Below are 26,608 nucleotides of genomic sequence, written 5' to 3'. Positions count from 1 at the left end.
TGAACCTTGGGCTGTGTTAAAGTAATTCTATACGGAAGGGACACATGCCCTTTGTCCATTACACAGCGTGAAGGGAAGAAAGTCATGCATTACATAGTAGACCCGGAGGCGGTACGCACGCTTGCGGAACAGAATGGCCTGACAGCAATGTTCAGCAGCAGTGCAATAGCTCAGATGGAGCTTCGGCGGTATGAGGGCGGGGACGCGGTATGCTCGGTCGGTGACAGGCTGGAGAGCATGTTTATTCTGGTGCAGGGGAAGCTGAAGATCCATACGCTGCTGCCGAACGGCAAATCCATGCTGGTCCGGTTCGCCCGGCCCATGTCGGTGATCGGGGATGTCGAGCTGCTGCGACAGTATCCTGTCAAGAATGAGGTGGTCTCGGTAGGGGACAGCCTGCTGCTGGTAGCCGGACGCAAGCTGCTGCTGAAGGAATTCGAGGAGAATACCGCGCTGCTTACTTTTCTGGTGGGCGAGCTGAGCCATAAGCTGTATACCCTCGGCCAGACCTCGGCGATGAATGTGCTGTATCCGGTGGAGAACCGGTTCGCGAGCTATCTGATGTCATTATTCTCGGATAATACCGGCGCGCAGCGGGTCGAAGAGATCCGGACCTCCAGTCTGACGGAGACGGCTGATCTGCTGGGCACCAGCTACCGGCATTTGAACCGGATTGTACGGAGCCTGATCGAAGAGGGGATTATTGAGCGCAGGCGCGGGCGGCTGATTGTGCTGGATGAAGACAGGCTGGCCCGGCTGGCCAACGGCAATTTGTACGAATGAACTGAATTTGCATAGAACCGTCACTTTGGCTTCGGCTGAAGTGGCGTTTTTTTTGAAAAAAAAGAATTTATTTGTTCTGGGGTCCCCGCAAAGTACTTCAGTAAACTTCATGAAAAGGCCGCACTTTGTGGGGTTATTTTGCGTTTCAGGGAACGCTCAGGTTCATTTCAGATTGGTTTAAGGATTGAGACGTAAAATACAGGCATGAGCAGAGGATAAGGCTTAGGCAGCATACATAACTTACATACGAAGATGGAGGAGTTACTTATGTTTAACAGACTTCGGGGAATACGCGCCAAAATCATGTTCGGCTTCGCTGCTGTAATTGTTGTGTTTATTATTGCGATTGCAGGCAGCACCTTGTTTCAGGGGAAGGTAACGATGCTGACAGAGCAGATCAACCGCAATTACAGCAAGCTGTCACTTGTACAAGGCTTGACAGACGATATCCGCACAGCGGACGGACTGGCTGCAAGATATGTGATGAGCAACACGGATGAAGAACGCAATACGAACCTGGCGGCCTATGAGGCTATGATTCCCCAGATTACAGCGGCTGTAACAGAGCTCAAGGCGGCCGGGTTAAATGAACCAGAGCTTGCGGGAATTACGGATCTTGAAGCGCAGTGGGACAACTATCTGAATGTGCTGGAAGGAGCTTTTGCCTTAGCTAAGGAAGGTAATTTCCCGAATGCCCAAAAGGAGTTCACGACACTGTCGCTCGGTACGATCATCGATTCACAGCTCGTGTTCGAGAACATGCTGCATGAAGAGATCGCGAAGGAGCAGAGCCAGGCGGCCACCCACCGCAGCTCATCCATGATTACCAGCATGGGGGTTACGGGATTGTCGGTGCTGCTGGCACTCATAATCGCGTTCGTGATTTCAGCACGGATTCTGAAGCCGCTCCGTGATGTGAATAACCAGCTTAAGGAGATTGCCGACGGCGAGGCCGACCTGACCCGTAAGCTGAATGTGCGGAGTAAGGATGAAATAGGCGAGCTGGCACATAATTTCAATAAAATGACCGGTAATCTGGCGGAGATGATTGGCCAGGTTAATGCTTCAGCCAGCGGCCTGGCGGCTTCCTCGGTCAAGCTCACCTCTGACAGCGGGTTAACCGCCGAAGCTACCGAGCGGATTGCCGGCATCATGACTGAGGTTGCCAGCGGTACGGGCCGCCAGATGAGTGACCTGCAGACCAATATGACGACAATTATTGAAATGTCCGCAGGTATTCAGCAGATTGCAGCCAGTGTCCAGGATATTTCCGAAGCTTCGCTGCGGTCTGCCGATTATGCGATTGCCGGGGACCAGTCTCTGCAGTCTGCCTTCCGCCAGATGGCCTCAATCAATGAAGCAATCCAGTCTCTGTCACAGCAGGTTATGGGCTTTGTGAAACGATCGCAGGAAATAAGCAGCATCGTCGGAGTGATCAAGGGGATTGCCTCCGAGACCAATATGCTGGCATTGAATGCGACCATCGAGGCGGCGCGGGCCGGGGAACAGGGCAGAGGCTTCGCCGTTGTTGCCGATCAGGTCCGCAGGCTGGCCGAGCAGTCCGCAGACTCTGCGGGGCTGATTGCTGATATGGCAACCGGTATTCAGGCGGATGCTGACCATGCGGTTGTCGTCATGAAGAACAGTATGAACGAAGTGCAAAGCGGAACCCGGATCATTGAGGAGGCCGGCCACTCCTTCAATGAAATCCGGATCTCGATTGATTCGCTGGCCGGACAGGTTCAGGAGGTATCCGGGGCGGTGGAGGAGATTACGGCAGCAACAGAGGAGATCGTCGACTCTATCCGCACTGTTACGCAGATTTCCGAGACGACCGCAGCGAATACCCAGCAGGTCTCTGCCGCCTCCCAGGAGCAGATGGCTTCCGTGGAGCAGATTGCCTCCTCAGCCAGTGCGCTCAGCCGGCTTGCTCAAGGACTGCAGGGCATGGTTGCCCGGTTCAATGTGTAGCCTGAACATTAGCCTGTATATTTCAGCTGAAATTCAGGTTAAGGCATTATGATAACTATATTCTCTCTCCCAGAGAATCGAAACAACACCTCTGCCGCTTTGGCAGAGGTGTTGTTTATTGAGAGCAGAGCTAATTTAGAGAATATCAGAATCGACATTGTATCCGTTATTTTCTAATTCTGACCACCAGGCAGTTATTTTGGTTAAGGCTTCTTCCCGGCTGGCGGTAATCTCCCATCTGTACTCTCTTGTTCCTTTCCGGTCACTGACTACAATTACGGCCACGATCTGTTTGTTGGGGAATTCGGTCAGCAATCCGCGGAATTCCTTACCGGAGAATATTCCGAATTTAATCTGCTCCGGCTGGCCATGCACAACTTCCATAAGAAACACCCCTGTTCTGTAATTAAAAAGAATACAACTGGATTATCCGAGGTGCTGCACAAAAACGGATAATTCGTAATTTTGCACATAGTCAGCATAGAATGGGACATCGACCTAAGATTGTATCTATATTATATTAATACCATAATTAGTTAGTCCATAGTCGTGCTCCGGGCCGGTCCCGCTTTCTTGTGCTTGCGTTTTGCAGTTCTGCATACTGACGCATAAGGCGGACCGTCTTTTTGACGTTCATTTGCAGGACAGGGAGCTTGGGCAGAGCTGGCTAATGATCTAATCAGCTACAGCTGCAGAAGCAGCACAGCCGGATAGAATAGCGGGGAGGCGGGGTTATAGAGGATTGATATGAAAGCGCATACCGGAAATCAGCAACAAAAAATTACGGGAGGTGGTTGTGAGATGTTTACAGGTTACAAGGCATCTTTGAAAAGGACTTTTCTAATGTACGGATTAATTCTTGCGCTGTGTGTAGGCCAACTGGCGTTATTCCCGGCTGTAGGTGCAGCGGCAGGCAATCTGGCACAGGGCAAGGCGATTACTGCTAGCTCTGTCGGTGATGTGTATGTCGCAGCGAATGCCAACGACAACAATCAGGGGACATACTGGGAGAGTGCGGGTAATGCTTTTCCGCAATGGCTGAAGGTTGATCTGGGAGCGGCCAGCAGTGTGAATCAGGTGGTGCTTAAGCTGCCGGCGGGCTGGGAAGCAAGAACGCAGACGTTATCGGTTCAAGGCAGCACGGATGATGCTTCCTATACTAATCTGGCTGCCTCAGCCAGCTATAACTTCAATCCTTCCAGCGGTTCCAATACGGTAACTATCAATTTCACAGCAGCATCAGCCCGGTTTATCAAAATCAACTTCACCGCTAACACCGGCTGGCCGGCTGCACAGATTTCGGAATTGGAAGTATACGGTTCAGTGATCTCCACGCCTGGAACCTATGAGGCTGAAGCTGCCGCTTTGTCTGGCGGTGCCAAGACTAACACGGATCATTCCGGCTACACCGGTTCGGCTTTCGTTGACGGTTATCTGACTCAGGGTGCAAGCACAACCTTCACTGTCTCAGCTGCCGCAGCTGGTAATTATAACGCTGCGCTGAGATATGCCAATGCCTCGGGCAGTACGAAGACACTAAGTGTCTATGTTAACGGAACGAAGATCAGGCAGACCTCGTTTGCCAATCTGGCTAACTGGGATACCTGGTCAACCCAGACCGAGATTCTGGCGCTCACTGCCGGGAGTAATACAATTGCTTACAAATATGATGCTTCTGATTCCGGCAATGTCAATCTCGATCAGCTGGTGCTGACGGCTGCAGCCACACCAACCGCTACGCCAGTTCCGACGGTTGCTCCAACCGTAGCGCCGACTGCGGTGCCAACCGCTACACCTGTGCCGACACCAACGGCTACTCCTGTACCTACGGCAGTGCCGACAGCCACACCAACACCTACGCCAACACCTACGCCAATAGTTACACCAACGCCTACACCTGCTGTCTCACCCACACCTTCGCCAAGTACAGGTCCCGGATCTAACCTGGCTATCGGCAAAAGCATTAATGCGTCCTCATCCGTGTTCTCCTTTGTGGCCGCCAATGCTAACGACGGGGATGTGACAACGTACTGGGAAGGTGCAGGCGGCAGTTATCCGAACACTTTAACGGTTAACCTCGGCGCTAATGCGAATGTGACCTCAGTGGTTGTGAAGCTGAATCCGTCTTCTGCCTGGGCTACCCGCACACAAACGGTTGAAGTGCTCGGACATCACCAGTCAACCGGAACGTTCACCAGTCTGGTACCGGCTGCGGCATATACCTTTAATCCGGCTACTGGCAATTCAGTAAGCATACCAGTCACGGCTACAGCCAGTGAGCTGCAGCTGAAGTTTACCGCCAACACAGGTTCAAGCGCCGGGCAGGTGGCTGAATTTCAGATCATCGGCACACCGGCCGCGAACCCGGATCTGACGGTAACGGCAATGTCCTGGAGTCCTTCCGCTCCGGTAGAGACCGATGCTGTAACACTTAATGCTACGGTCAAAAATACCGGCTCGGCTTCTTCAGCCGCCACAACCGTCAGCTTTTACCTGGGGACCACGCTTGCCGGTACAGCACCGGTCGGTGTACTGGCTGCCGGAGCTTCGGCTACGGTATCCTTGAATATCGGAGCCAAGGATGCGGCAACGTATGCTCTAAGTGCCAAGGTGGATGAGAATAACACTGTAATTGAGCTGAACGAAGGCAATAACAGCTATAGTCATCCGTCTGCTCTGATTGTAGCGCCGGTATCCAGCTCCGATCTGATCGCTTCTCCGGTCAGCTGGAGTCCGGGTAATCCGGCAGGGGGGAACACAGTGAATTTCACTGTTGCGGTTAAGAACCAGGGAACTGCGGCTTCTGCCGGCGGTGCCCATAACTTCACTTTGACCCTTACTGATGCAACTACAGGGGCAGTTATCAAAACCCTCACCGGCTCCTATAACGGTGTCATCGCTGCCGGAGTTACAACGGCCCCGGTTGCGCTAGGAACCTGGACGGCAGTGAACGGGAAGTACAATGTGAAAACAGAAATTGCCGTCGATGCCAATGAGCTGGCCGTAAAGCGGGCCAATAATATCCAGAACCAGTCGCTCTACATCGGTCGCGGGGCCAATATGCCTTATGATATGTATGAGGCGGAAGACGGTGTAACCGGCGGCGGGGCAGTTAAGCTAAGCCCGAACCGCAACATCGGCGACCTGGCTGGCGAAGCTTCGGGCAGAAGAGCCGTAACGCTGAATACGACCGGCAGCTATGTCGAATTCACGACCAAAGCCAGCACCAATACGCTGGTTACCCGGTTCTCCATTCCGGATTCGGCCAGCGGTGACGGAACCACGGCTACACTTAACATTTATGTAAATGGCGTGTTCAACAAAGCGATCACCCTGAACTCGAAATACGCCTGGCTGTACGGCTCCGAGACCAGTCCGGGCAATTCACCAAGTGCAGGCTCACCGCGCCATATTTATGATGAAGCGAATATTATGTTCGACAGCACCATTCCGGCCGGCAGCACAATCCGGCTGCAGAAGGATGCCGCCAACACTTCGCAGTATGCGATTGACTTCATCAGCCTGGAGCAGGTGGCACCGATTGCGAATCCGGACCCGGCGAAGTATACGGTTCCGCTTGGATTCACCCATCAGGATGTGCAGAATGCAATCGATAAGGTCCGTATGGATACGACCGGTAATCTGGTCGGCGTATATCTGCCTGCCGGAAACTATGAGACCTCGAACAAGTTCCAGGTCTACGGCAAAGCAATCAAGATTGTCGGAGCCGGCCCCTGGTATACCCGGTTCTACGCACCAGTGAATCAGAGCAATACGGATGTCGGCTTCAGAGCAACGGATACGGCGAACGGTTCAACGTTCTCGGGCTTTGCCTATTTCGGCAATTACACTTCACGGATCGACGGGCCCGGCAAGGTGTTCGACTTCTCTAATGTAGCAAACATGACCATCGACAACATTTGGACGGAGCATCAGGTATGTATGTACTGGGGTGCGAATACAGACTATATGGTGATCCGCAACTCGCGTATACGCAACACCTTCGCCGACGGGATCAACATGACCAACGGAAGCACGAACAATCTGGTCTCGAACAATGAAGCCCGGGCTACCGGGGATGACAGCTTCGCACTGTTCTCGGCAATTGATTCCGGCGGAGCGGACATGAAGGACAATGTCTACGAGAACCTGACCTCAATCCTGACCTGGCGCGCAGCCGGGGTGGCGGTCTATGGCGGCTATGCCAACACCTTCCGCAACATCTATATCGCGGATACACTCTGCTATTCCGGGATTACGATCAGCTCGCTTGATTTCGGTTATCCGATGAACGGCTTCGGTGCTTCCCCGACAACGAATTTCCAGAATATTTCCGTTGTCCGGGCAGGCGGGCATTTCTGGGGTTCACAGACCTTCCCGGCCATCTGGGTATTCTCCGCCTCCAAGGTATTCCAGGGCATCCGGGTCAGCGATGTGGATATTATCGATCCGACCTATCACGGCATCATGTTCCAGACCAATTATGTCGGTTCTTCACCGCAGTTCCCTGTAGCGGATACCATCTTCACCAACATCACGATTTCCGGGGCGCAGAAGAGCGGGGATGCATTTGACGCCAAGTCAGGAGTCGGTATTTGGGCCAACGAAGCGGCTGAAGCCGGCCAGGGTCCTGCGGTGGGATCAGTCGTATTTAACAATCTGAAGATTCTGAACACCGTAACGCCTATCAAAAATAACACGTCGACATTTACGATCACTGTTAATCCGTAAGACAGCTTCATTAAGCTGATCTGCGGCTGAATAGGATAAAATGCAGCTGGAAGAGCCGCCTCCCGTGTGTCCGGGGGGCGGCTTTATTGTGGTAGTATCCGTCCGCCAGGCCCAGCAGAATACCCGAAATCGACAAGTGCACTCCCGTAGCGCTACAATGAATGTTACATATACACATAACTTAGACAGGAATCAGGAATAAGGGAGGCTCTTCTATGGCAAGACTGGTAGTCAATAATATTACGGAACTGATCGGCGGCACCCCGGCGGTCCGGCTGAACCGGATAACCGGAACGGAGGATGCGGAGCTGTACGTGAAGCTGGAGATGTTCAACCCGAGCGGCAGCGTGAAGGACCGGGCGGCGTATAATCTGATTCTGCAGGCGGAGCTGGACGGACGGCTGCAGCCGGGCGGGACGATCATCGAGCCGACCAGCGGCAATACCGGCATCGGCCTGGCGATGAACGCAGCGGCGAAAGGGTATAAGGCCATTCTGGTCATGCCGGACAATATGACGAAGGAACGGATCAATATCCTTAAGGCATACGGCGCTGAAGTTGTGCTGACTCCGGCTGTGGAGCGGATGCCGGGCGCAATTGCCAAGGCGCTGGAGCTCGGGAAGGAAATCGCAGGCAGCTTCATTCCCCAGCAGTTCGAGAATAAGGCCAACCCGGACATTCACCGCAGCACTACCGCCCCGGAAATTCTGGAGCAGATGGAAGGGCGGCTGGATGTATTCGTTGCCACATCGGGAACCGGGGGCACGATTACCGGAACAGGCGAGGCACTCCGTAAGCAGCTTCCGGAGCTTCGCGTAGTTGTCGTGGAGCCGGAAGGCTCACCAGTCCTCTCCGGCGGCAAGCCCGGACCGCATAAGCTGGTGGGCACGAGCCCCGGGTTCGTACCGGCAATTCTCAATACCGGAATCTATAATGAGATTGTGCAGGTATCGGACGAGGATGCACTGGCAATGGTAAGAATACTGGCCAGTACCGAAGGCATTCTGCTCGGTCCTTCCGGCGGTGCCGCTGTGTGGACTGCCCTGCAGGAAGCCCGCCGCCAAGGTCCGGGCAAGAAGGTACTGTGTATAGCACCTGATACCGGGGAACGGTATCTTAGTATGGGCATATTCGACTAATCTCCACTGGAGGGGATGAAGATGAAGCAAGTGAGTTACAGGGCAAGGAATAGGATAAGGACAGCCGGTTTAGTTATGCTTATCGCCGCTGTGATCTCCGCTTTGCCCGGCTGCGCTTGGCAGGGCAGCGGTACAGATAACGGGAGTGCCGAAGTTTCAGCTACTCCGTCAGCAGCAGCGGTGCAGACCGCTGAACCGCAGGCAACAGCTGTTAATACACCTGCACCGGGTACAGAGCCGCCGCAACTTGCGGCATTCGTTGATCCGGCTAAGCTCAAGTCCATATTCGGATTTGCCGATGAGACCGGCAGCCGTATTCTGGCAACCCTGCCGGATGAAGGCTATTCCGAACAGATGAAGCCGCTGAATATAGCGATCGGCAACGGGGGACAGGTGCTTACTGTGAAGTTCGACAAGTATCAGCCGGGCAGCGATAACACAAATGGCCGGGAGCTGGCGAATAATATCGCCAACCTGTCCGGCTATCTCTTCACTGTAGTGAGCGGCAAGGCTGAGCCGGATGAAACCTACTATCTGGCCGATTCCGGCAAGCTTCCGCCGGCGGCACTGCTGGAGATAGAGCCGGCAGCTGCGGATGCCAATGCCAAGCAGCTTAGCGCAGACGATCCGGTGCGGGAGAGCATCGCTAAGCTCAAGCAGCGTGAAATTCAATCAGCCTGGAAGCTGGCCGGTCTGGGCACTGGCCGTGAGCTGTATCTGGTCCAGTTCATCCGGCAGGATAAGGATATGCTGTTCAGCCTTGTCCTGTATGAGGACGGCAAGCTCAGCTTCCAGGATTATCCGGCCGAGATTCAGGACAATGAATACTCTGTATGGCGGGTAGATGACGGAGGGGAGATCCGGCCGGAGATGTTCTCGCTGCTGTTTGCAGCAGAGTCGGCAGACGGGCTGCTGCTTGGCCTGAACTGGTGGGGTGCGGAGGGCGTGAACACCTTCTTCCTGTTGCAGAAGGGGAATGCCTTCACCGAGCTCGATATCAATTACAGCAGGTATACTTCTCCTATCTGAGGCCGGGTCCAGCAGCAGCATCAGGATTATCTAAGGCTCCCCGTTACTTTTTGGTGACGGAGGAGCCTTTTCTGCTGGAATAAGCTCTTACGAACGGCCGCAGCAGCATATAGCCCAGCAGACCGCCGAAGGTATTCAGAATGAGATCATCGACGTCGAAGGTGCCGATATATAGAACCGCCTGGGCACATTCCAGCATCGCACTCAGCCCCAGTGACCGGATCAGCACCCCGGAGAAGCTGCCGCCGCCCGTGCCCTGCGGATATAGAATGACAAGGAACATGCCAAACGGGATAAATAAGGCGATATTTCCGGTGAAATTGACCAAGGTATGGGTTGTAGGATGATCAAACGTATTCAGCAGGGTGACCAGCGGGATGAAGTTGCCTCTCTGCGCACTAGCTGCTATGTTCTCTGAACTGTGCTGCAGCTGCTGCCAAAGAAAACCGAAGTTAATTGAACCGAATTTGAATAAAATAATTTTGAACAGGATATAGATGTATACCGCGAAAATGGCCTGCAGGCTGTATATTCTGAGTTTATGTGCCGGGTTCATTATGCACCACCGCCTTCTGTAGGTTATATGGTCTTGCTGTTACGGATATACCGTCATAATCACGCCGTCAATGTTGTTGCCTGAGAATTCAACATGCTTGCCGGAGGGGGTCGGAACCGGAGTGTTTCCCGTTATTTTGAAATACGAAACCTTATATTCTATACCTTTAGCGGAAGTAGTAATCACGCCCTGTTCCTTAAGAAATTCAAGGTATTCCTCCAGGGTGAAATTGTTGTCCCGCATAATCATGCTGTGCGGCAGGCCGACATAGCGGAAATGCCAAGGCTCATACTTGATGCCGGTAATGTCCGTCTTATCTTCGGGATAGCGCAGAATGAAGCCGTAATCCCAGGCATGCTCCCGGAGCCATTGCCCTTCAGGAGCACGGCTCATGGCCATCTGTGAAGAGCCGATATCCAGCGACAAGCCGAGATTATGCTCGCTGTGCCCGGGCGGCAGGGCGTAATCAGCCCCTTTGTCCGCAAAAAGCTCCTGCTGCTTCGCATTGTCCCTGTACCCGCTGCTGATCAGGAAATTCCGGACGCCCTGCCCGGAGGCAGCCTGTACCATCTTGGAGAATTGCTCCGCTACTTGTTCCGAGAGCATCGTGCTGTTGTCCAGCAGAGCGTATCCTTGAGTCAGCTCCGGCCGCTCGGAGAGAGTCACAATATCCTTGCTGACACCCGATTTATGTATGGGATATTCCCTGTTGACGAGCAGCAGACTGCCTTGATGAATCTGGCTTTTGGAGAGGACCGTCAGATTCTTTGCCCCCTTGTCCGTCAGCACCTGCCGCTGTGGCCGGCCGTCAAGCTCAGGGACTGCAGCTTCCCTGCCCTGATGAAACCATTCATACCCCAGCAGGCCGAGCAGCACCACGCAAAAAAACCACTTCTTCATAACCTCTTCCCCCTTAGCTCTATGTCTAAAGCTTAAGGAAGCGATTTTAAAAAGAAGTGGGGTAAAGTTAAAGTTTTTCTTAAATTTGGGTAAGAGCCGGCAGACGCACCTCGAATACCGTACGAATCCTATCACTTGTAACAGAGATTGTGCCTTGATGCTGCTCGACAATGTTCTTGGCAATGAACAGGCCGAGGCCGGTACTGCCTTCCTGATGCGTACGTGCCCGGTCGCCGGTATAGAACATATCGAAGAGAAAGGGCTGCTCCTCCTCAGGAATGAACTCACCATAGTTAATAATCTGGACGAGCACACGCTCTCCTTCGAGCATGCAGCGGATATCGACATACTGGCCGTCTTTGCCGTAACGTACTGCGTTGGTCAGCAGGTTCTCGAATACCCGTGCAAGCAGCTCACCGTCGCCGGTAATCTTCAGCTGCGGAGGCAGCATAAGCCGGGCAGTCAGACCGCTATTCTCCAGCATCGGGTACATTTCTTCACTTAACTGTTCCAGCAGCTCGCTCAGATCAAGTGGAGTTTGTTCTACAGTGAGCATGCCGTAATTCATCCGGGTAATCTCGAACAGCTCGTCGATCAGCTTCTCCAGCCGCTGCGATTTGGTGTAGGCAATGGTTGTATAATGCTTGACCTGTTCAGCGCTTAATTGCCCGTCCTTCAGCACGAGATCCAGATAACCCAGCACGGATGTCAGCGGAGTCCGCAGATCATGCGCCAGATTAAGCACAAGCTTATCCTTGCTGTTCTCGGCGAAATCCCCGCGTTCCACAGCCTGCTGCAGCTTATCCTTGGCCAGATTGAGGTCGGCGGCAATATCCTCGAACTCATCGCTGGAAGTGATATGGATACGGCTTGTGAAATCTCCGCTTGCCAAGAGGCGGATATGCTCTGAGATCTCTTTGAAATAACGGGCATAAGGCTTGGTGAACAGGAAGAAGAACAGCAGCGCCAGCGGGATGAAGAAGATGAGGAAGAAGTTGAAATCCCCAATGTCAGCAATCATCCAGCGGTAGCGGGCCAGTTTATCCTCCATCTTAACCTGCGAGGTATAGTACAGCTGGAGGATTTTATAGAGTGTAAAAGTTATAGCGCCGGAGCAAAGCATACTCAGCACCAGCAGCTGGATCATCTTGAAGCGGAAGCTGCGGAATAGGTTAGCCATTGAATGTGTACCCGACCCCCCAGATGGTTTTGATCCAGGTATTCTTGTTCGGCTCTTCCCCGAGCTTCTTGCGCAGGGTGCGGATGTGAACCATGACCGTGTTCCCGCCTTCATAATAGGCTTCGCCCCAGACCTGCCGGAACAGCTGCTCTGCGCTGAATACCTTCTTCGGATAGCTGGCCAGCAGATACAGAATGTCGAACTCCTTCGGTGTAAGCTCTACTGTATTGCCGTAACATATGACCGAGCGGCGGTCCGGATCGATGATCAGACCTCCCGTTTCCAGCACGGCCTTCTGCTCTGCAACCGGCTGGCTCAGCAGCATGGAACGGCGGAGCTGCGCATTCACTCTCGCCACCAGCTCCATGGGGTTAAACGGCTTGGTCATATAATCGTCGGCGCCGATGACAAGCCCGGTGATTTTGTCCAGATCTGAAGTCTTCGCGCTCAAAAAGATAATCGGCAGCCCATGCTGCTCCCGGATCTGCCGGGTCACCTCATACCCGTCCATACCGGGCATCATAATATCCAGTACCGCAAGGTCAATATGCTGAGTCTGGACTGCTTGTACCGCAGCTGTGCCGCTGGTAACCTTGATGATGTGATAGCCCTCTTTCTCAAGATGCAGTCCGATCAGTCCGGCAATCTCCGCATCATCATCGGCGATAAGAATCGTAATCCGTTTCATTTCAGCGTCGCTCCTGTATAGTCAGCTTGGGATAATCATTGAATGTATGCAGTTTCTAGTGTACCTTAACGGATAGGGATAAGCGACCTGAAGTTACAGGAAGACCGGAATGCAAGTATATGAGATGAGATTATATTTTGAATACTTAAATTTGTAACATTTATCGTCGGGCATAGCCCGAAAGAGTCATGCGGCTTAACGACGGGGAATGCTAAAGTTAAAATCAGGATTTAGGGAGGGGACAGCGACGTATACCGTAATCAAAGTGCTTATTCTGCTGCTGCCCACGGTGATGGTCGGCATCTGGGAGCTTGTGCGGCATCAGTTCCTGATGCCTTACATCTCCATGGATACGGGCAATTATTTAACACCGGTGCTGGTGTTTCTGTCCAGTATCATTCTGCTGCTGCCGCTCTTCCGGATCATGGAACGGAATCAGCGGGAGCTGGAGCAGGAGCGGGCGTTGGCGGCAGCGCGGGAAGCCCGGGATCTTCTTGCCAAGGAACTGCATGATGGAATGGCCCAGTCGCTGTTTCTGCTCTCAGTGCGGATAGACCGGCTGGAACAGAACCGTCAGGCAGGCGGGATCAGCGGGGACAACGTAGATCAGATCAAGAAAACAGTCCACGAGGTCAACCGGTATGTACGCCAGGCGATTGCGAATCTGAAGGTGCCGGTCACCGGGATGGAGAGCTTCTCGCTCGAGCGTTCCATCAAGGAGCAGCTTGCCGTAATTGCAGCAGAGGTGATGATTGAAGTGTCTCTGGACTGGCATCTGGAAGAGCAGGCACTTACAGCAGCGGAGCAGGCGGAGCTGTTATCGTGTATACGCGAAGCCATTATTAACGTGCGGAAGCATACCCGTGCAGGCAAGGTGTCCGTAGCAGGCCAAGGTGATGAGCGGAGCTGGAATGTAAAAGTTGCCGATAACGGCGGGGGGATCGCGCATCCTGATCCTTTTGCCGTGCGGGGGAGTTATGGGCTGCAAATTATGAGAGAACGGGCACGCAGTATGGGCTGGGAGCTGTCCGTACAATCCGGGGCTGCCGGAACCATTGTGGAAATTGCCAAAGGAGGGAAGCCGGATGGAACGCTGTCGGGTGCTGATCGTCGATGATCACGCGCATGCGCGCGAAGCCATGAGTGAGATTATGGCGATGGATGAACGGTTCGAAGTCATCGGCGCTGTTGCGAGCGGGGCGGAGGCAATCGTCTGGACCGGACAATGGATGCCGGATCTGATCCTGATTGACATTGAGATGCCGGGAATGGACGGGCTGGAGACTACGCGGCGCATTAAGCTGGAATATCCGTATGTGAAGATTGTCATCGTCACCGTATCGGATGAGATTTCGTATTTGTTCGAAGCGCTTAAGCAGGGGGCGCAGGGCTATTTGCTGAAAAACCTGGCTCCGTCGACCTGGATTGAATATTTGCTGGCGATTGTGAGCGAGGAGGTCCCGCTGAGCCGGGAGCTGGCTTTTCAGATATTGAAGGAATTCACGGTGACCTCCATAAAGGAGGAGCGCGAGGCATTAACGGCACGGGAGAAGGAGATACTGGGCTGTGTATCCTCAGGTTCCACCAATAAGGAGATTTCGGCCACCCTCGGCATTTCCGAGCACACTGTCAAAAACCATCTCAAAAACATCCTCCAGAAGCTCCAGCTGCAGAACCGCACACAGCTTACGAGGTATGCGATGGAGCAGGGGCTGGCTTCGCGGGAGCGGGATTTCCCCAGGAAGAGATAAGTGTATGAGAGAGCGGACTTAAACTACATAAGAGAGAAGGGGAGAATGAAGATGAATCCATTATTCCGTAAAATCGCCGCATTAACCGCACCGGCCGCCGCAGCGCTGATGCTGTTCGCTGCTGTAGCGAGTGCACATGTAACCGTCAGCCCGGCAGAGTCCAGTACAGGGGCTTGGGAGACTTATACACTAAAGGTGCCGTCCGAGAAGGATATCGCTACCGTGCAGGTCGACCTGCGTATCCCGGAAGGCGCCGAATTCAAGCAATACGAGCCGGCACCCGGCTGGGATGTAACAGTCGAAGGCAATAAGGTCAGCTGGACCGCAAGCGGCGAAGGTATTCTGGCCGGACAATTCCAGCGCTTCTACTTCACTGCCAAGAACCCGGACACCGCAGGCGATATTGCCTGGAATGCCTACCAGCATTATGCGGACGGCAGCGTGGTCCAGTGGTCCGGCGAGGAAGGGTCGGAAGCTCCGCATTCCGTCACCTCCATCGTGCAGGCATCCGGCGGGGACAGCCACTCCCACGGCTCAATGGATATGTCGGACGGCGGCTCCATGACGATGGATGAGCATCAAGCAATTATGGAGGAAGAGGGCAACAACTCCGGCACCTCGCCGATGATCTACATTGCGCTGGGTATTTCCTTGCTGTCCTTCCTGCTGGCGGCGATTGCCTTGCTGCGGGGGAAGAAGGAGTAGGCGGGTTAGGAAGATGGAGTGAATAAGATAAACTGAGTGAATTAGGCTACGGTAAGTAGCGATAAGGTAAGTACGGCTACGGCTAGTAGAAAAAACCCGTGTTCGAAGGTGGATTTCACCATTCGGCGCGGGGTTTTTTGTGTTTTTTGGGAGTGTGTGGATGATAGGTGGAAAAACAGCACTTAATTCCGGAGAAATCGCTATTTGCGGAACAATAGTTGGAATAAGTACACTTATTTTTACTGAAAATGGAGTTCTCCGGGTGCGGGAGCAAAATTAAGTGCCTTTTATCCAACTGTTGTGGACATAACTCCCGGGAGAGAAAAAATAAGTGTCATAAATCCAACTAATGCTGTGGCAAAGAGCGTTTCCGGTGAACTGGCTGCCCATAATCACAGTTAAATTGAATGAGCTGCACTTAAAGTTTATCCGCCAGCGTAGTCCAGGTAAGCTCAATAATCGCGGTCATGTGGGACGGCTCATCCGAGATGTAGGTGACTACTGCATTTTTGTCCGGTAAGACAATCACATATTGGCCATATAACCCGTCGAGGCGGTAGGAGTTAGGGTAAGCATTCATCCATAGCTGATACCCGTAACCCTGCTGGTAATCTGCGGTTGCAAAATCAGGCGTGAAATCAGCCGTTGAAATCTGCACGGAAGCAGCACGCTCAATATAACCGGATGGAATGAGCTGCTCTCCGTTCCAAACGCCCTTATCCAGCAGCAGCTGTCCGAATCTGGAGAGATGCTCGGCAGTTAAATGCAGGCCCGAGAACCCTTGGGGATATCCCAGCGGACATGCATCCCATACAGGCTGCGGAATATCGAGTGGCTGGAATATTTTAGCATACAAATAGTCATTCAGGTTAGTTCCCGTAGTAAGACTGATGATTCTGGAGAGCATATAAGTTGCGGAATTATCATAGGTGAAATGAGTCCCAGGCGCATACACAACCGGCTCTGCAAAAAACAGCGCAGCAATATCCCACTTCTGCCCGCCGCTCCAATCCGCCTTCGACACCGGACATTCCGCATGCCCGGCCCCCATACACAGCAGGTCATGAACCGTAATTTTTTGCAGGTACTCCTGATGGTTAGAGCAGTTATGTAAGTACTCCGGAAAAAAATCCGCGACACGGTCATCCAGCTTGAAGTAACCCTCATTCACAGCAATGCCAACGGCCATCGAAGTGAAGGTTTTGCTTACCGAATATAATAAATGCGGCTGCTCCTCCTCAAAATCATGTCTGGCTACTAGCTTGCCGTCCTGCCGGACTACTACGTTCAGGATATGCAGATTCTGCCTGTTTGCCGATGAAACTAATTCGTCTAATAAAAGAGTGCTCATGGCTGCGCCTCCGTTCCAATAGTGTGAAAAGTGTTGAAATCGCTAATCTAACTATAGCTGGATTTGTATTATACTGTAAATGGGCTAGGCAGAGTTATCTGGAGAGGGGCCAGAGGATGTTTGTGATGAAATTTTAAAACTTTGATCAACAAACCTTCAATTAGAACATGGCTGGAGTGAACCTAGTGAGTGCAAACTTCAATATAGTTATGTTTACAAAAAGCAAAATCAATCTAAATAGGCTGCTTGGAGTTGTGCATGAAAAAGGATTTAATCCTCTTTTTACTAAGATTAAATCTGTAGGAAATTGGGATTTCGAAGATCTTCAAATTCATAAGCAAGAGAGTGATCCAGCAGAAATTAATATGCTTATGGATTCGGGCAGAATTACATTGATTTTTGGTGCAGTTCAATCAATAAAATTTGTAGTTATATTAAATAAGTTAGAAACCATATACGAAACCAGTATATCTTTTGATACAAAAAATATGGACTACTTAGATAATAATACGCTTAATGATAAAAGTCGGCCTGTCTATGATGAAATCACAAGCATATTGTTACGCTCTGGTATGGTTAACGATCTGCTTATTTCTGCATTAGGAGTCGAAGTGATTGTAGATTATATTGATAATTTTAATAAGATCATACTGAATAGTCATAACGTGATGAGATGGGTTGGTGGAATCGAGAAGGACATAAGCGAAATAAAAGGATATAAGCAGGTTAGTGCTGGTATTTGGGATAAAGCAGACTGAGCTAAAACAACAAAACTAATTGGACGGAGCGCTAGTATGTACGGTAGTTGTTCTTTGGTAATACGTGATACAACTTTAGACTTTGATGATATCAATAGAAAGTTAGAAATAGGACCAACTTTGATTCAAAAAAATGGAACGGCAATAAGAGAAGGTGGAAAGACAAAAGCTCCTTTAGATAGTTGGCGATTTGAAATAACAATAACCGAAGAAACCAAATCAGAAGAGGTGATAAAATTATTATTGGATAGTTTAACTCCAAACGCCAAAGGAATTAATGAATTAATGGATACATATATGGATGTAGGAATTGAATGTTACCTAAGATCGGAATATGGCCAAATGGGTTTACAGCTTTCAACTGAAACGATAAAGAAAATAGCATTTTTAGGAGTTAGACTTGATATACATATTCTTTCTTTTGGTGGAGTGGAAGAGGATTAACTTTATTCTGGAAATTAGCACATGTTGGAGTGAGAGGAAATTCACCTCACTGTGAGTCTGATATTATCGATATTACCAAGTCTCTTTTGGGAAGTGTGACAAGGAATTTGTGTGAGATAACGAGAAGGCGTATGGATACTAGAATGGAAATGAAATCTAGAGGAAAGAGTTTTTGCATGCCAAAGATACAATGCAGCTGCGGTGAAATATTAAGATATTCAGATATTCCTTGTAAAATTCAGTACAATTTTATATCCGATGAGGAATACGATAACTATCATAATCAGATAGATGCAGAAGAATTATATCTGAACATGAGAAGTTTTCTTAAGTGTCTTGAATGCAATCGGCTATGTTTTTTTGGAATGGTTTCGAAGAAAGACCGGAGGAGTATGTTCTGGCAGATAAGTAGTTCAAGGGTCGCTAAGAGTGACAACGAGAAACTAGTGAAGGAGGGCCTATTTGCAAAATAAGAAATATAGCTACTACGCTAAATTTGATTTAGCTGAGGATGGAATTACAGTAACATTTCCGGACTTGCCGGGGTGTATCACATGTGGTTATTCCCTTGAAGAGGCGATTTTAATGGCAGAGGCTGCGCTCTTGTTATATCTTGAAGATGTGCCAGAAGAAAAGATATTGAGTGCTTCAACTATTGAACCTGAATTATTGCATCCAACAGAGCAGATAATATTAATTACGGTTGAGTTATAAATACTATGACTTCAGACATTCTTAGAAATGAGGAACGGGCTACAATGGAAAGAAAGGAGTGTCCTTGCTGTGGCTACTTCACTATTGTTTGGGGCAAACCACATCTTATTAAATCAAGCCAGTGAAAATTATAAGAGGATTGGTGTGTGTAAAGAAGGTTTTGAAAGCATGGTTAGGAAGCCGTTATTCATAGAATTTCCAAAAAATAATTAATGAGAAAAGGGGTTAAGTGTGAAAATAGTAGACATAACATTTCCAACACAATTATCAAATATCGAAGACATGCGAAGTATGATGCCTACCGGCTGAAGCTTTATTTTCTGAGCGGTGAAAGAAACGGCGTGTTTGAGATGGAAATTATGAATAAGAGGTTAAAGGAAATTAAAAAGTTAAATGATGAAATTTTTGGTGTATGACGATGAGAAGAAAAGAATATGATGGTGTAGAAATGTTTAAAGGCAATAAAGATCCTTTTTAGTTTCGTCCAAAAGATAAATTAAAAGCATTGGAGATTGACTCGAGCTTTTAAATAAATTAGGTTGTATTGACTTAAAACAAAGATATGAATTCCTGGAAATTCAAGCTCGAGGTAGCTGAAGCTCCAGAGACCATAGAGTTACACAATTGTTGGCGTTCACTCCCACTAAGGAAGCTAAACGTGGGGTTGGACGGACACCACAGCCTTTATTCGCTCAAAAAAGGTCATTGGGGCGGGCTTACGGACATGACGGCCCTTATCCGCCGCTTTTCATGGGCAAACTCCGCTTTTCCGCTGAAATAACGGCGCTCATGTCCGTAGGACCGACACTCAGGTAGCTTTCTGCAGGCTTAACGTCTCTCATGTCCGTAACGCTAAGCCGGTCACTTGAACAACCGTTGCGTGACTGGCAGCTTTTCTTAACGAAGGGCACATTCATTCCATTTACCTGCGCGCGGCAGCTCATTGTACATGATTTTCCGCTTAAAAATGAGTTCTGGACCTCCGGCCGCTCTTGTTCCCGATTTTTTGATGATTACCGCTGTTCATGGTGAAAATCCAGTAACGCAGGTGGTCACCTGGCATCCCTACAGATCTCAGCACCCCTCCACCGACTCTCCTTTTTCTAAAGTTTTCTAGTTCAATCTATATAAGCAAAATTAAAACAATTGATAATTCTGATATTACTGATTTTAGCTGGTATTTGGATAGAATCCTGCGAGTCTTTGGAAATATTCATGTTGAACAGATTGTATGTGAACAACTGTTGTAAGGACATAATAAGTGTTTTCGCAAAGTGAAAGCTATAGGTATAACAGTTTGGGCCAACTGGCAGCGAAAACAGATTACAACGGAAGCTTATTCGGGTATCAGTATGATGAAAGCGGACGTTTACGCATACTTTCGTATTCTGCTCTAGCAGGAAATCACTCCGCTTCTATCGGGAATCAGCGTGACAAACAAATACAAGCCAAGAAAAACAGGCCGCTTATTGGCCTGTTTTCTCATTTATGCGGACAACTATAGCAAACAGGAAAGAACAAAAACGCCGTATATCCGCACCCGTATCATTTTAAATTTTTCTAGCTGAAATACTTCTTAATCCGTTCCAGCCCTGGTCTTTGATTTCGCAGCGTCCTCGCCTCTTATTACAAGCTTCCCGAGAGTTTTATTCTTGTGAAATTATGCTATGAATATGCTTTGGCAGCCATATCGAGTTTTCAGATAACGCCTTAATCTATAAAAAAGCTTCCACTTTTAAAAGAAATACTATATTATGATATTTCAAATGCATATTAATAATATTTTTCGTATATTGATTCGTTACATGTGATGTGAAGAATGCATTTCACATATTCATGAAGTATTACAGTACGAATCGATCAGGGGGGGATGCATGAACCTGCAGACGCAGAGCAGTCCGTTTTACCGGCAAGCCATAATAAATAGAGAGAACCACTGGGAGGTAACTGATGTCTAAGAAATTATTATCCTTATTAATCGCATTAACCCTTACGTTATCCGGAATCCTTCCGGCAGCCTATGCCGGTGAATCAGTCGCTGAAGTACAGCCTCAAGCTCTGACTGCACCGGTATCAACGGACTCCGGCGCTTCAGCGGCGGTATCCTCGGAAGTCTATCAAACTACTGCTCCTACAGTATCAACTGAAGTCTATCAAGCCTCGATGACCGAGGCCAGAACATTGCCGATTACGCTGACCCTTCCTGAAGGAGTAACAGCAGACCAGGTCACCTGGAACTTCGGCAGAACAGCGGAAGAGATGAAGCCGCTGGCACAGTGGAAAAAATGGGATAACGCCTCCAGCGTTAGAGCATATACCGGAGATCCGTTCGTAAAAGTAAGCTATGCGCCTGAATCACCTTCTACGGTGACTGCTCTGGTATACTTTGATATGCCTTTCGGCTCCAATCTATCAACCAGCGGCATCCGTGCCGAATATGTGAAGCTTGCCGGAGTATACAACCTGACAGCTGCCACTCCTGCCGGCGATCTGCTGGCACAGCAGCAGGTGAAGCTGAACCCGTATGATGACTATCATACTTATGATGAGATTAAACCGGCGATTGACCGGATTACCTCGGGCAGCAACAATAAATACGGCCGTTATGTGGAGTATCAGCAAATCGGAACGTCTACTCAAGGACGGGCGATTCACTTCTCCATTGTCGCTAAGGACAAAGCGTCCGTGGACCAATATTTGAATGAAACACTGCCGCTTATGAACAATGACCCTGCAAAATTACAGGAGATGATTAGAAGCGGCCAGTTGAAGGATTATAAAGTGCCAATCTGGCTGAACAATATCCATGCGGATGAAGCCAATGGCGTAGATGTTATTATTAAGTTTTTGAATACACTGATGACCGACAAGATCATCAACTACGATACAATCGATGCTAACGATAATGTGGTTCCGGTTGCCCTCGACATTGACAAGGCGCTGGACAATGTGATTTTCCTGCTGGATTATGTAGAGAATCCGGATGGCCGTGCGCTGAACACACGTGCGACTTCAACGCTGCTTGACCCGAACCGCGACAATTCATACCAGACCCAGCCGGAGACCCAGGCGGTTACAGCACAAATCGCCAAGTGGACCCCGCTGAGCTTCCTGGATATGCACGGTTTCGTGAGCGGCTTCCTGATCGAGCCATGTACACCGCCGCATGATCCGAACATCGAATATGATCTGGTCATGAAAAATATGCTTGAACAGGCCAATGCAATGGGGAAGGCAGGGATTTCCAACACCAAATATGATAAGTATCATATTCCTTATGAAGAAGCCGGGCTATTAAAAGATAATCCGAAATACTCTGATCCTTATGGCAATGCGACCGGATGGGATGATGCTTCACCGGCTTACACCGCTGTTTATGCGATGCACCAAGGTGCGCTTGGACATACCATTGAGGTGCCGGAGCTGAATCAGGATTCGCTCGATGCGTTCTATTATGCGGCACTTGCTGCCACCAGTTATGTACAGGATAACAAAGAGAAGCTGTTCCTGAACCAGCTCGAAATCTTCAAACGCGGTTTGAATAATGAAGACAATAAAGCGGTTGACGAATTTCTGGTAAATGCCAAATATGAATCGATCGGCCGTGAGCGTGCAACTGCAGAAACGAACTTCTTCCCTGAATACTATGTGCTTCCGTTAGCCAAGGATCTGCAGAAGAACGCACTGGAAACCTACAAAATGGTGCAATACCTGCTTCGTAACGGAGTGAAGGTTGAGCAGACTACTATGCCGGTAAACGTGGATGGAGTCTACTATCCGGCTGGAACCTATGTAGTGAACATGCATCAGGCGAAGCGCGGCTATGCCAACCTGGTACTATATGACGGACTGGATGTATCTGACTTTGATGCCATGTATTCTGATACCGTACAGAACTTTGGCGACATGCGCGGATTCGACCGGTATGTCAGCCGCAGCACTGGCGCATTCACCGGCAAGACACAGCAGGTTAACAGCATCGTCATTCCAACGACTGACCTGACTCAATATGCCTTTGCCCAGAATTACGTTATCCGCAACAGCAACAATGATGCAATCAAAGCCGTTAACGAATTGCTTGCGAACCATAAAGCAGTAACCTTGCTCTCAAATGATGGACCTGGCTATGAGAAAGGCAGCTTCCTCGTCTCCAGATCGAACCTGAGAACTATAACTTCCAAATACTTGCTTGATCTGGTGCCATTCAGCGCAGCAGGAGACAAGACAGGCAAGCTGCTCAAGCCGGCGAATGTAGCCATTGCCGGAGCACCTGCATTCATTTTGGCTGACCTTGGATTTAAAGTGACTACTGATACGGCTGCAGCGGACGTTCTGGTCAACTCCGGCACAGGCCTGATTGCCAGCGGTAAACCATTCATCGGCTATGGGCGTACGATTCTGAGCAGTATTAAAGCTCTGAATGTTCTGCCGGGCCTGGACTACTCCAATCCGGTGAACAAGTCGAACAGAGCCGCAGCGCATGAAGGCTTGTTCAAAGCAGCCATCTCGCAAGACAGCGTAATTACTGCTCCTTATGCAGACAGTGAATACCTGTATACTGTATCTGCCGCTTATTTCACGGCTGTTCCGGAAGGCGCTGAAGTGCTGGCGAAATACGGAACGGGCGAAGATTTCTTCAAAGCCGGCTGGTGGCCGAACAGCGATGCTGCCAAGGATCAAGTGCTGGCGCTGAATTACCAAACGGATAACATTCATGTAACATTGTTTGCGAATGATCTGCTGAACAAATATCATCCGCAGAACCAGTTCAGATTGCTGGCGAATGCAATCTATGCCTCTGCTCCGGCAGCTACGGAAGCAGATGGTATGGATAATGGTGTGCTTGAGCCGGAACCGGCTAACCCGGGGTCGGGCGGAGCCACTCCAGCCGCAACACCGACACCATCAGCAACACCGACACCATCAGCAACACCAGCTCCAACTACGCAACCTACAGCTACACCTGCTCCGGCAATTAAATTCACAGATCTTGGCAAAGCAGCATGGGCTGCCTCTGCTATTGAAGAATTGACGGCTAAAGGCATCATTAAGGGTGTAGGCGGCAACTCGTTCGCACCACTCAAAGAAGTGACCCGGGCCGAATTCATTACCATGATCGTCCGTGCCTTCAATCTGCCGCTGAAGAATGCTTCCGCTAATTTCAGTGATGTGAGCACTACCGGCTGGGCGTACAGCTATGTTGCTGCCGGGGTAGAGAACGACCTGGTGAGCGGTGTGGGCAATGGCAAGTTCGAGCCAAACCGCCCGATCACGCGTGAAGAGATGGCGATCATCGCCGCGAACGCACTGAAGAAGTTCAAAGGCAAAGCGGTTGCTGATGCAGATGCTGCACTTGCGAACTTCAAAGACAAATCAAGTATCGCTTCCTATGGTAAAGATGCGGTTGCACTGCTTACCCAGGAGGGCATCGTGAAAGGCATGACCTCTGACACTTTTGCGCCAAAAGGAATTGCCAACCGCGCGCAAGCCGCTGTCATTATCAGCAATATCATCAATGTGCAATAATCCGCAACAACTATAGCAGTGTATGCGAACAGGGATGTCCGGCCGATAACGGCTTAGGGCATCCCTGTTTGTTGTAGTGCCTGTCCTGATTGAATCCTGCAGGATAAGTCTTTTCCCTTTTAACCGGCCCGCGGTCTCAGAAATTTGGATGAAGCGATTTGCTACTCCTTCCGATGCGAGGCTGACAGTGTCGATAATTTTATAGAAGCCATAGATAATAATGGAAAAATACTAAGTATTGATGATGATCAGTACAATCCACATCTTAAGAAACTGCAGCGTGCCTGCAAGAAAGGAAGTGAATACGCCGAACTTATCTGCACTCACATCAATAATGACTCTAATGAGGGTAACTTTTAAGATACATAAAATCAGTTTTATAGCCGTTTCCGCTTATAAAAGCTAACGAATGCGGCTGCCAGCAACAAAAGTACAATTGCTACGCCAGTAGTAATGGCTTCACTTATACTGCCTTGCTGCTGCGGGGCAGCGCCTTGGCCACCGAAGTCGCCGCCCATACCGCCGGGGAAACCTCCGCCACCGCCGAAACCGCCCATACCGCCGCCGTTGCGGCCGCCACCTGGGCCGTTGCCGCCCTCCGGCATCGCCGGTCCGCCCATCGCACCTGGCGCTCCGCCTTGTGCGGCCTGGTCCTGACCCTGCGGCATTGTACCGCCACCGCCAGGAGCAGCGCCTGTGCCTGTCGCACCCTGCGCTGCACCATCCGCGCCTTGCGCCGTCTGTCCGTTCGCCGCACCAGCGTTCGCGTCGTCACCGGCAGCACCCTGCGCTGCGCCATCCGCGCCTTGCGCCGCCTGCCCGCTCGCTGCGCCAGCGTTCGCGCCGCCACCGCCTGCACCCTGCGGCGCACCGCCATTGCTGCCTGTCGCACCCTGCGCTGCGCCACCCGTGCCTTGCGTCGCCTGCCCAGCCGTACCGCCCGCTGCCGTTCCGCCAGCGTCTGCAGCTGCGTCAGTACCACTCTGCACCGCTGCACCACCCGTGCCCAGCGCCGCCCCAAACGCACCGCCCCCGCCCATGCCACCGCCCGCACCGCCGAAACCGCCGCCGCCCATGCCGCCGCCGCTGCCGTTGCCGTCATTGGTAGCAGGCAGCGTGCCGTCAAGCTGCTGCTCGACCGTGCTGGACATGGTCGACATGAAGGTCTTGACGGCTTCGATACCGCTTTCGTACTGCTCGAACGTGTAGAAGGCGGAAGGGTCGGCCTTCACATAGCCGGAGATCATGGTGTTCAGCTCATTGATCCGGGTCTGGAAGGTCTCATCCTTCAGGTAGCCGCTGAGCATGCTGCGGACGATCTCGTGATACTTCGCCTTATAGATCTCGTTCGCCAGCAGCTTCGCTACCAGCGGACGTTCGGCGAGTGCGCCTTGGGTAGGCTCATCGATCAGTACATCCGAGCCGCCCATGCCGCCGAAGGCCATGTTGTAATCCCAAGGCAGGATGGAGAAGACGCCGTCGTCCTCATACAGATAATAGTTCTGCTTATTGCTGCCGAGATAGCTGTCCATATTGCCGGTTACGGCGTTCAGGGCAATATAGCCGAGAGCATCGTCGACATCGATGTATTTCTCGTAATCGCTGCCGTTGTTCAGCTCATCCAGCATGTTCAGGAGAATGTCATTATTCGATTTCTCGGATTTCATCTCAAGGCCCGTATAGAGCGAAGCGTCATCGCCGAGCCAGGTGAGCTCACTGCCCTGGCCGGTCATCTGGCCTTTGTAGAGCGCGCCGTATGCATTGCCGAAATGGCGCTCCAGATAGGCATCGCCGATCTGCTCCACCGCCAGATAGAAGCCCTTCAGCTCCCCGTTAACGTAGACGTTGACATAGGAGTATTTTGGCGTAGGCAGGCCCATGGTCTCTGCCAGCTCGTAGGTCAGGAACTCCCGCATGTACGAGGCGTCGCTGTAATTGTTGTTAAGATTGATCTTGGTGATGCCGAACAGGTTCTGGTTCACATACTCGTCGAAGGAAATCTTGAAGCTGTACCGGTCGGAATCGCTCATCTGCACCACACTGCGCAGGCTTAAGTTCCCTTTGGTCCGCACCGCGACATTATCCATCTTGATGCCGTTGTATTCGACGGAGGCCATCTTGTATTCCTCGGTGCTGGCGTTGTCCAGCATGTCCTGGAAGTCGCCTGGGTCGAGGGTGATATTGACATCTACGACCTTATCCTTCGGAAAAACTTCCGTGTCAAGACTCTGCTCCTCACCCGAAACCTTCTTGGTCTGCGTGTCCGCCTGCCCGCTATTATTCTCCGCTGAGGGACTAACTAGCTGGCATCCCGCGGTAACGGCAACCAGCAGCAGGCAGCAAAGAATCAGCAGAATCCGCTTACCCTGTGCTTTCATCCTG

The 26,608-nt window shown here is 50.8% G+C and carries 21 protein-coding genes; 14 read left to right on the top strand and 7 right to left on the bottom strand.

All coding sequences use genetic code 11. The features are described 5' to 3' along the window. Window positions 1–84 precede the first annotated feature (84 nt). Window positions 85–783 (top strand): Crp/Fnr family transcriptional regulator, encoded by a 699-nt coding sequence (locus tag LOS79_RS11635; RefSeq protein WP_315419664.1) that lies wholly within the window; start codon window positions 85–87, stop codon window positions 781–783. A gap of 267 nt (window positions 784–1,050) precedes the next feature. Beyond that, a complete protein-coding gene (locus tag LOS79_RS11630; protein WP_315419661.1) occupies window positions 1,051–2,754 on the top strand; it encodes a methyl-accepting chemotaxis protein in 1,704 nt (567 codons plus the stop codon). Between the two features lie 135 nt (window positions 2,755–2,889). Here the strand turns inward: LOS79_RS11630 and LOS79_RS11625 are convergent, their stop codons facing one another. Next, window positions 2,890–3,138 carry a hypothetical protein gene (locus LOS79_RS11625; protein WP_315419658.1) on the bottom strand — a complete coding sequence of 83 codons (249 nt, stop codon included), beginning with the start codon at window positions 3,136–3,138 and terminating at the stop codon, window positions 2,890–2,892. 459 nt (window positions 3,139–3,597) lie between these two features. Between LOS79_RS11625 and LOS79_RS11620 the strand changes: the two genes are divergently transcribed. From LOS79_RS11620 to LOS79_RS11610, 3 genes are all read left to right on the top strand, one after another. Continuing rightward, window positions 3,598–7,485, top strand: coding sequence for a discoidin domain-containing protein (locus LOS79_RS11620; protein WP_315419654.1), 3,888 nt, complete (start codon window positions 3,598–3,600; stop codon window positions 7,483–7,485). A 215-nt stretch (window positions 7,486–7,700) separates the two neighbouring features. Next, window positions 7,701–8,624: a cysteine synthase A gene (gene cysK / locus LOS79_RS11615; RefSeq protein ID WP_315419650.1), complete on the top strand. Its 924-nt coding sequence runs from the start codon at window positions 7,701–7,703 to the stop codon at window positions 8,622–8,624. Between the two features lie 75 nt (window positions 8,625–8,699). Then, on the top strand, window positions 8,700–9,653 hold the full coding sequence (locus LOS79_RS11610) for a hypothetical protein (protein ID WP_315419648.1): 954 nt from the start codon (window positions 8,700–8,702) through the stop codon (window positions 9,651–9,653). Between the two features lie 43 nt (window positions 9,654–9,696). On the opposite strand, the gene LOS79_RS11605 is transcribed toward LOS79_RS11610, so the two are convergent. From LOS79_RS11605 to LOS79_RS11590, 4 genes are all read right to left on the bottom strand, one after another. Then, the gene (locus tag LOS79_RS11605) at window positions 9,697–10,209 is read right to left on the bottom strand and encodes a VanZ family protein (protein ID WP_315419645.1); all 513 of its coding nucleotides are present in this window, start codon (window positions 10,207–10,209) and stop codon (window positions 9,697–9,699) included. 39 nt (window positions 10,210–10,248) lie between these two features. After that, window positions 10,249–11,109, bottom strand: coding sequence for a M15 family metallopeptidase (locus LOS79_RS11600; RefSeq protein ID WP_315419642.1), 861 nt, complete (start codon window positions 11,107–11,109; stop codon window positions 10,249–10,251). A 79-nt stretch (window positions 11,110–11,188) separates the two neighbouring features. Then, on the bottom strand, window positions 11,189–12,289 hold the full coding sequence (locus tag LOS79_RS11595; protein ID WP_315419638.1) for a sensor histidine kinase: 1,101 nt from the start codon (window positions 12,287–12,289) through the stop codon (window positions 11,189–11,191). After that, window positions 12,282–12,977 (bottom strand): response regulator transcription factor, encoded by a 696-nt coding sequence (locus LOS79_RS11590; RefSeq protein ID WP_315419635.1) that lies wholly within the window; start codon window positions 12,975–12,977, stop codon window positions 12,282–12,284. Before LOS79_RS11590 ends, LOS79_RS11595 begins: the two co-directional genes overlap by 8 nt. 208 nt (window positions 12,978–13,185) lie before the next feature. Between LOS79_RS11590 and LOS79_RS11585 the strand changes: the two genes are divergently transcribed. The 3 genes from LOS79_RS11585 to LOS79_RS11575 are packed head-to-tail and all read left to right on the top strand — an operon-like array spanning window position 13,186 to window position 15,433. Further along, the gene (locus LOS79_RS11585) at window positions 13,186–14,094 is read left to right on the top strand and encodes a sensor histidine kinase (protein WP_315419632.1); all 909 of its coding nucleotides are present in this window, start codon (window positions 13,186–13,188) and stop codon (window positions 14,092–14,094) included. Beyond that, the gene (locus LOS79_RS11580) at window positions 14,063–14,728 is read left to right on the top strand and encodes a response regulator (protein WP_315419629.1); all 666 of its coding nucleotides are present in this window, start codon (window positions 14,063–14,065) and stop codon (window positions 14,726–14,728) included. Before LOS79_RS11585 ends, LOS79_RS11580 begins: the two co-directional genes overlap by 32 nt. 51 nt (window positions 14,729–14,779) lie before the next feature. After that, a complete protein-coding gene (locus LOS79_RS11575; protein ID WP_315419626.1) occupies window positions 14,780–15,433 on the top strand; it encodes a YcnI family copper-binding membrane protein in 654 nt (217 codons plus the stop codon). 418 nt (window positions 15,434–15,851) lie between these two features. On the opposite strand, the gene LOS79_RS11570 is transcribed toward LOS79_RS11575, so the two are convergent. Further along, on the bottom strand, window positions 15,852–16,784 hold the full coding sequence (locus LOS79_RS11570) for a serine hydrolase domain-containing protein (RefSeq protein ID WP_315419623.1): 933 nt from the start codon (window positions 16,782–16,784) through the stop codon (window positions 15,852–15,854). Window positions 16,785–16,951: 167 nt separating this feature from the next. Between LOS79_RS11570 and LOS79_RS11565 the strand changes: the two genes are divergently transcribed. From LOS79_RS11565 to LOS79_RS11545, 6 genes are all read left to right on the top strand, one after another. Next, window positions 16,952–17,542 carry a hypothetical protein gene (locus tag LOS79_RS11565; protein WP_315419620.1) on the top strand — a complete coding sequence of 197 codons (591 nt, stop codon included), beginning with the start codon at window positions 16,952–16,954 and terminating at the stop codon, window positions 17,540–17,542. A gap of 54 nt (window positions 17,543–17,596) precedes the next feature. Further along, a complete protein-coding gene (locus tag LOS79_RS11560; protein ID WP_315419617.1) occupies window positions 17,597–17,986 on the top strand; it encodes a DUF4279 domain-containing protein in 390 nt (129 codons plus the stop codon). Window positions 17,987–18,448: 462 nt separating this feature from the next. Next, on the top strand, window positions 18,449–18,700 hold the full coding sequence (locus tag LOS79_RS11555) for a type II toxin-antitoxin system HicB family antitoxin (RefSeq protein ID WP_315419614.1): 252 nt from the start codon (window positions 18,449–18,451) through the stop codon (window positions 18,698–18,700). Between the two features lie 27 nt (window positions 18,701–18,727). Beyond that, the gene (locus LOS79_RS11550) at window positions 18,728–18,913 is read left to right on the top strand and encodes a CPCC family cysteine-rich protein (protein ID WP_315419611.1); all 186 of its coding nucleotides are present in this window, start codon (window positions 18,728–18,730) and stop codon (window positions 18,911–18,913) included. A gap of 1,048 nt (window positions 18,914–19,961) precedes the next feature. Further along, a complete protein-coding gene (locus LOS79_RS33055; protein ID WP_397386750.1) occupies window positions 19,962–20,204 on the top strand; it encodes an RHS repeat domain-containing protein in 243 nt (80 codons plus the stop codon). A 446-nt stretch (window positions 20,205–20,650) separates the two neighbouring features. Beyond that, window positions 20,651–24,226, top strand: coding sequence for a M14 family metallopeptidase (locus tag LOS79_RS11545; RefSeq protein WP_315419608.1), 3,576 nt, complete (start codon window positions 20,651–20,653; stop codon window positions 24,224–24,226). Window positions 24,227–24,603: 377 nt separating this feature from the next. Here LOS79_RS11545 and LOS79_RS11540 read toward each other — a convergent pair whose 3' ends face one another. Further along, a complete protein-coding gene (locus LOS79_RS11540; protein WP_315419604.1) occupies window positions 24,604–26,604 on the bottom strand; it encodes a CotH kinase family protein in 2,001 nt (666 codons plus the stop codon). Between the last annotated feature and the right edge of the window lie 4 nt (window positions 26,605–26,608).

Origin of the sequence: Paenibacillus sp. MMS20-IR301 (genome assembly GCF_032302195.1) — a bacterium.
In the GTDB taxonomy this organism is placed as follows: Bacteria; Bacillota; Bacilli; order Paenibacillales; family Paenibacillaceae; genus Paenibacillus_AQ.
Note: the sequence above shows the minus strand (reverse complement) of the source record. Positions and strands in the feature narration are given on the sequence as shown.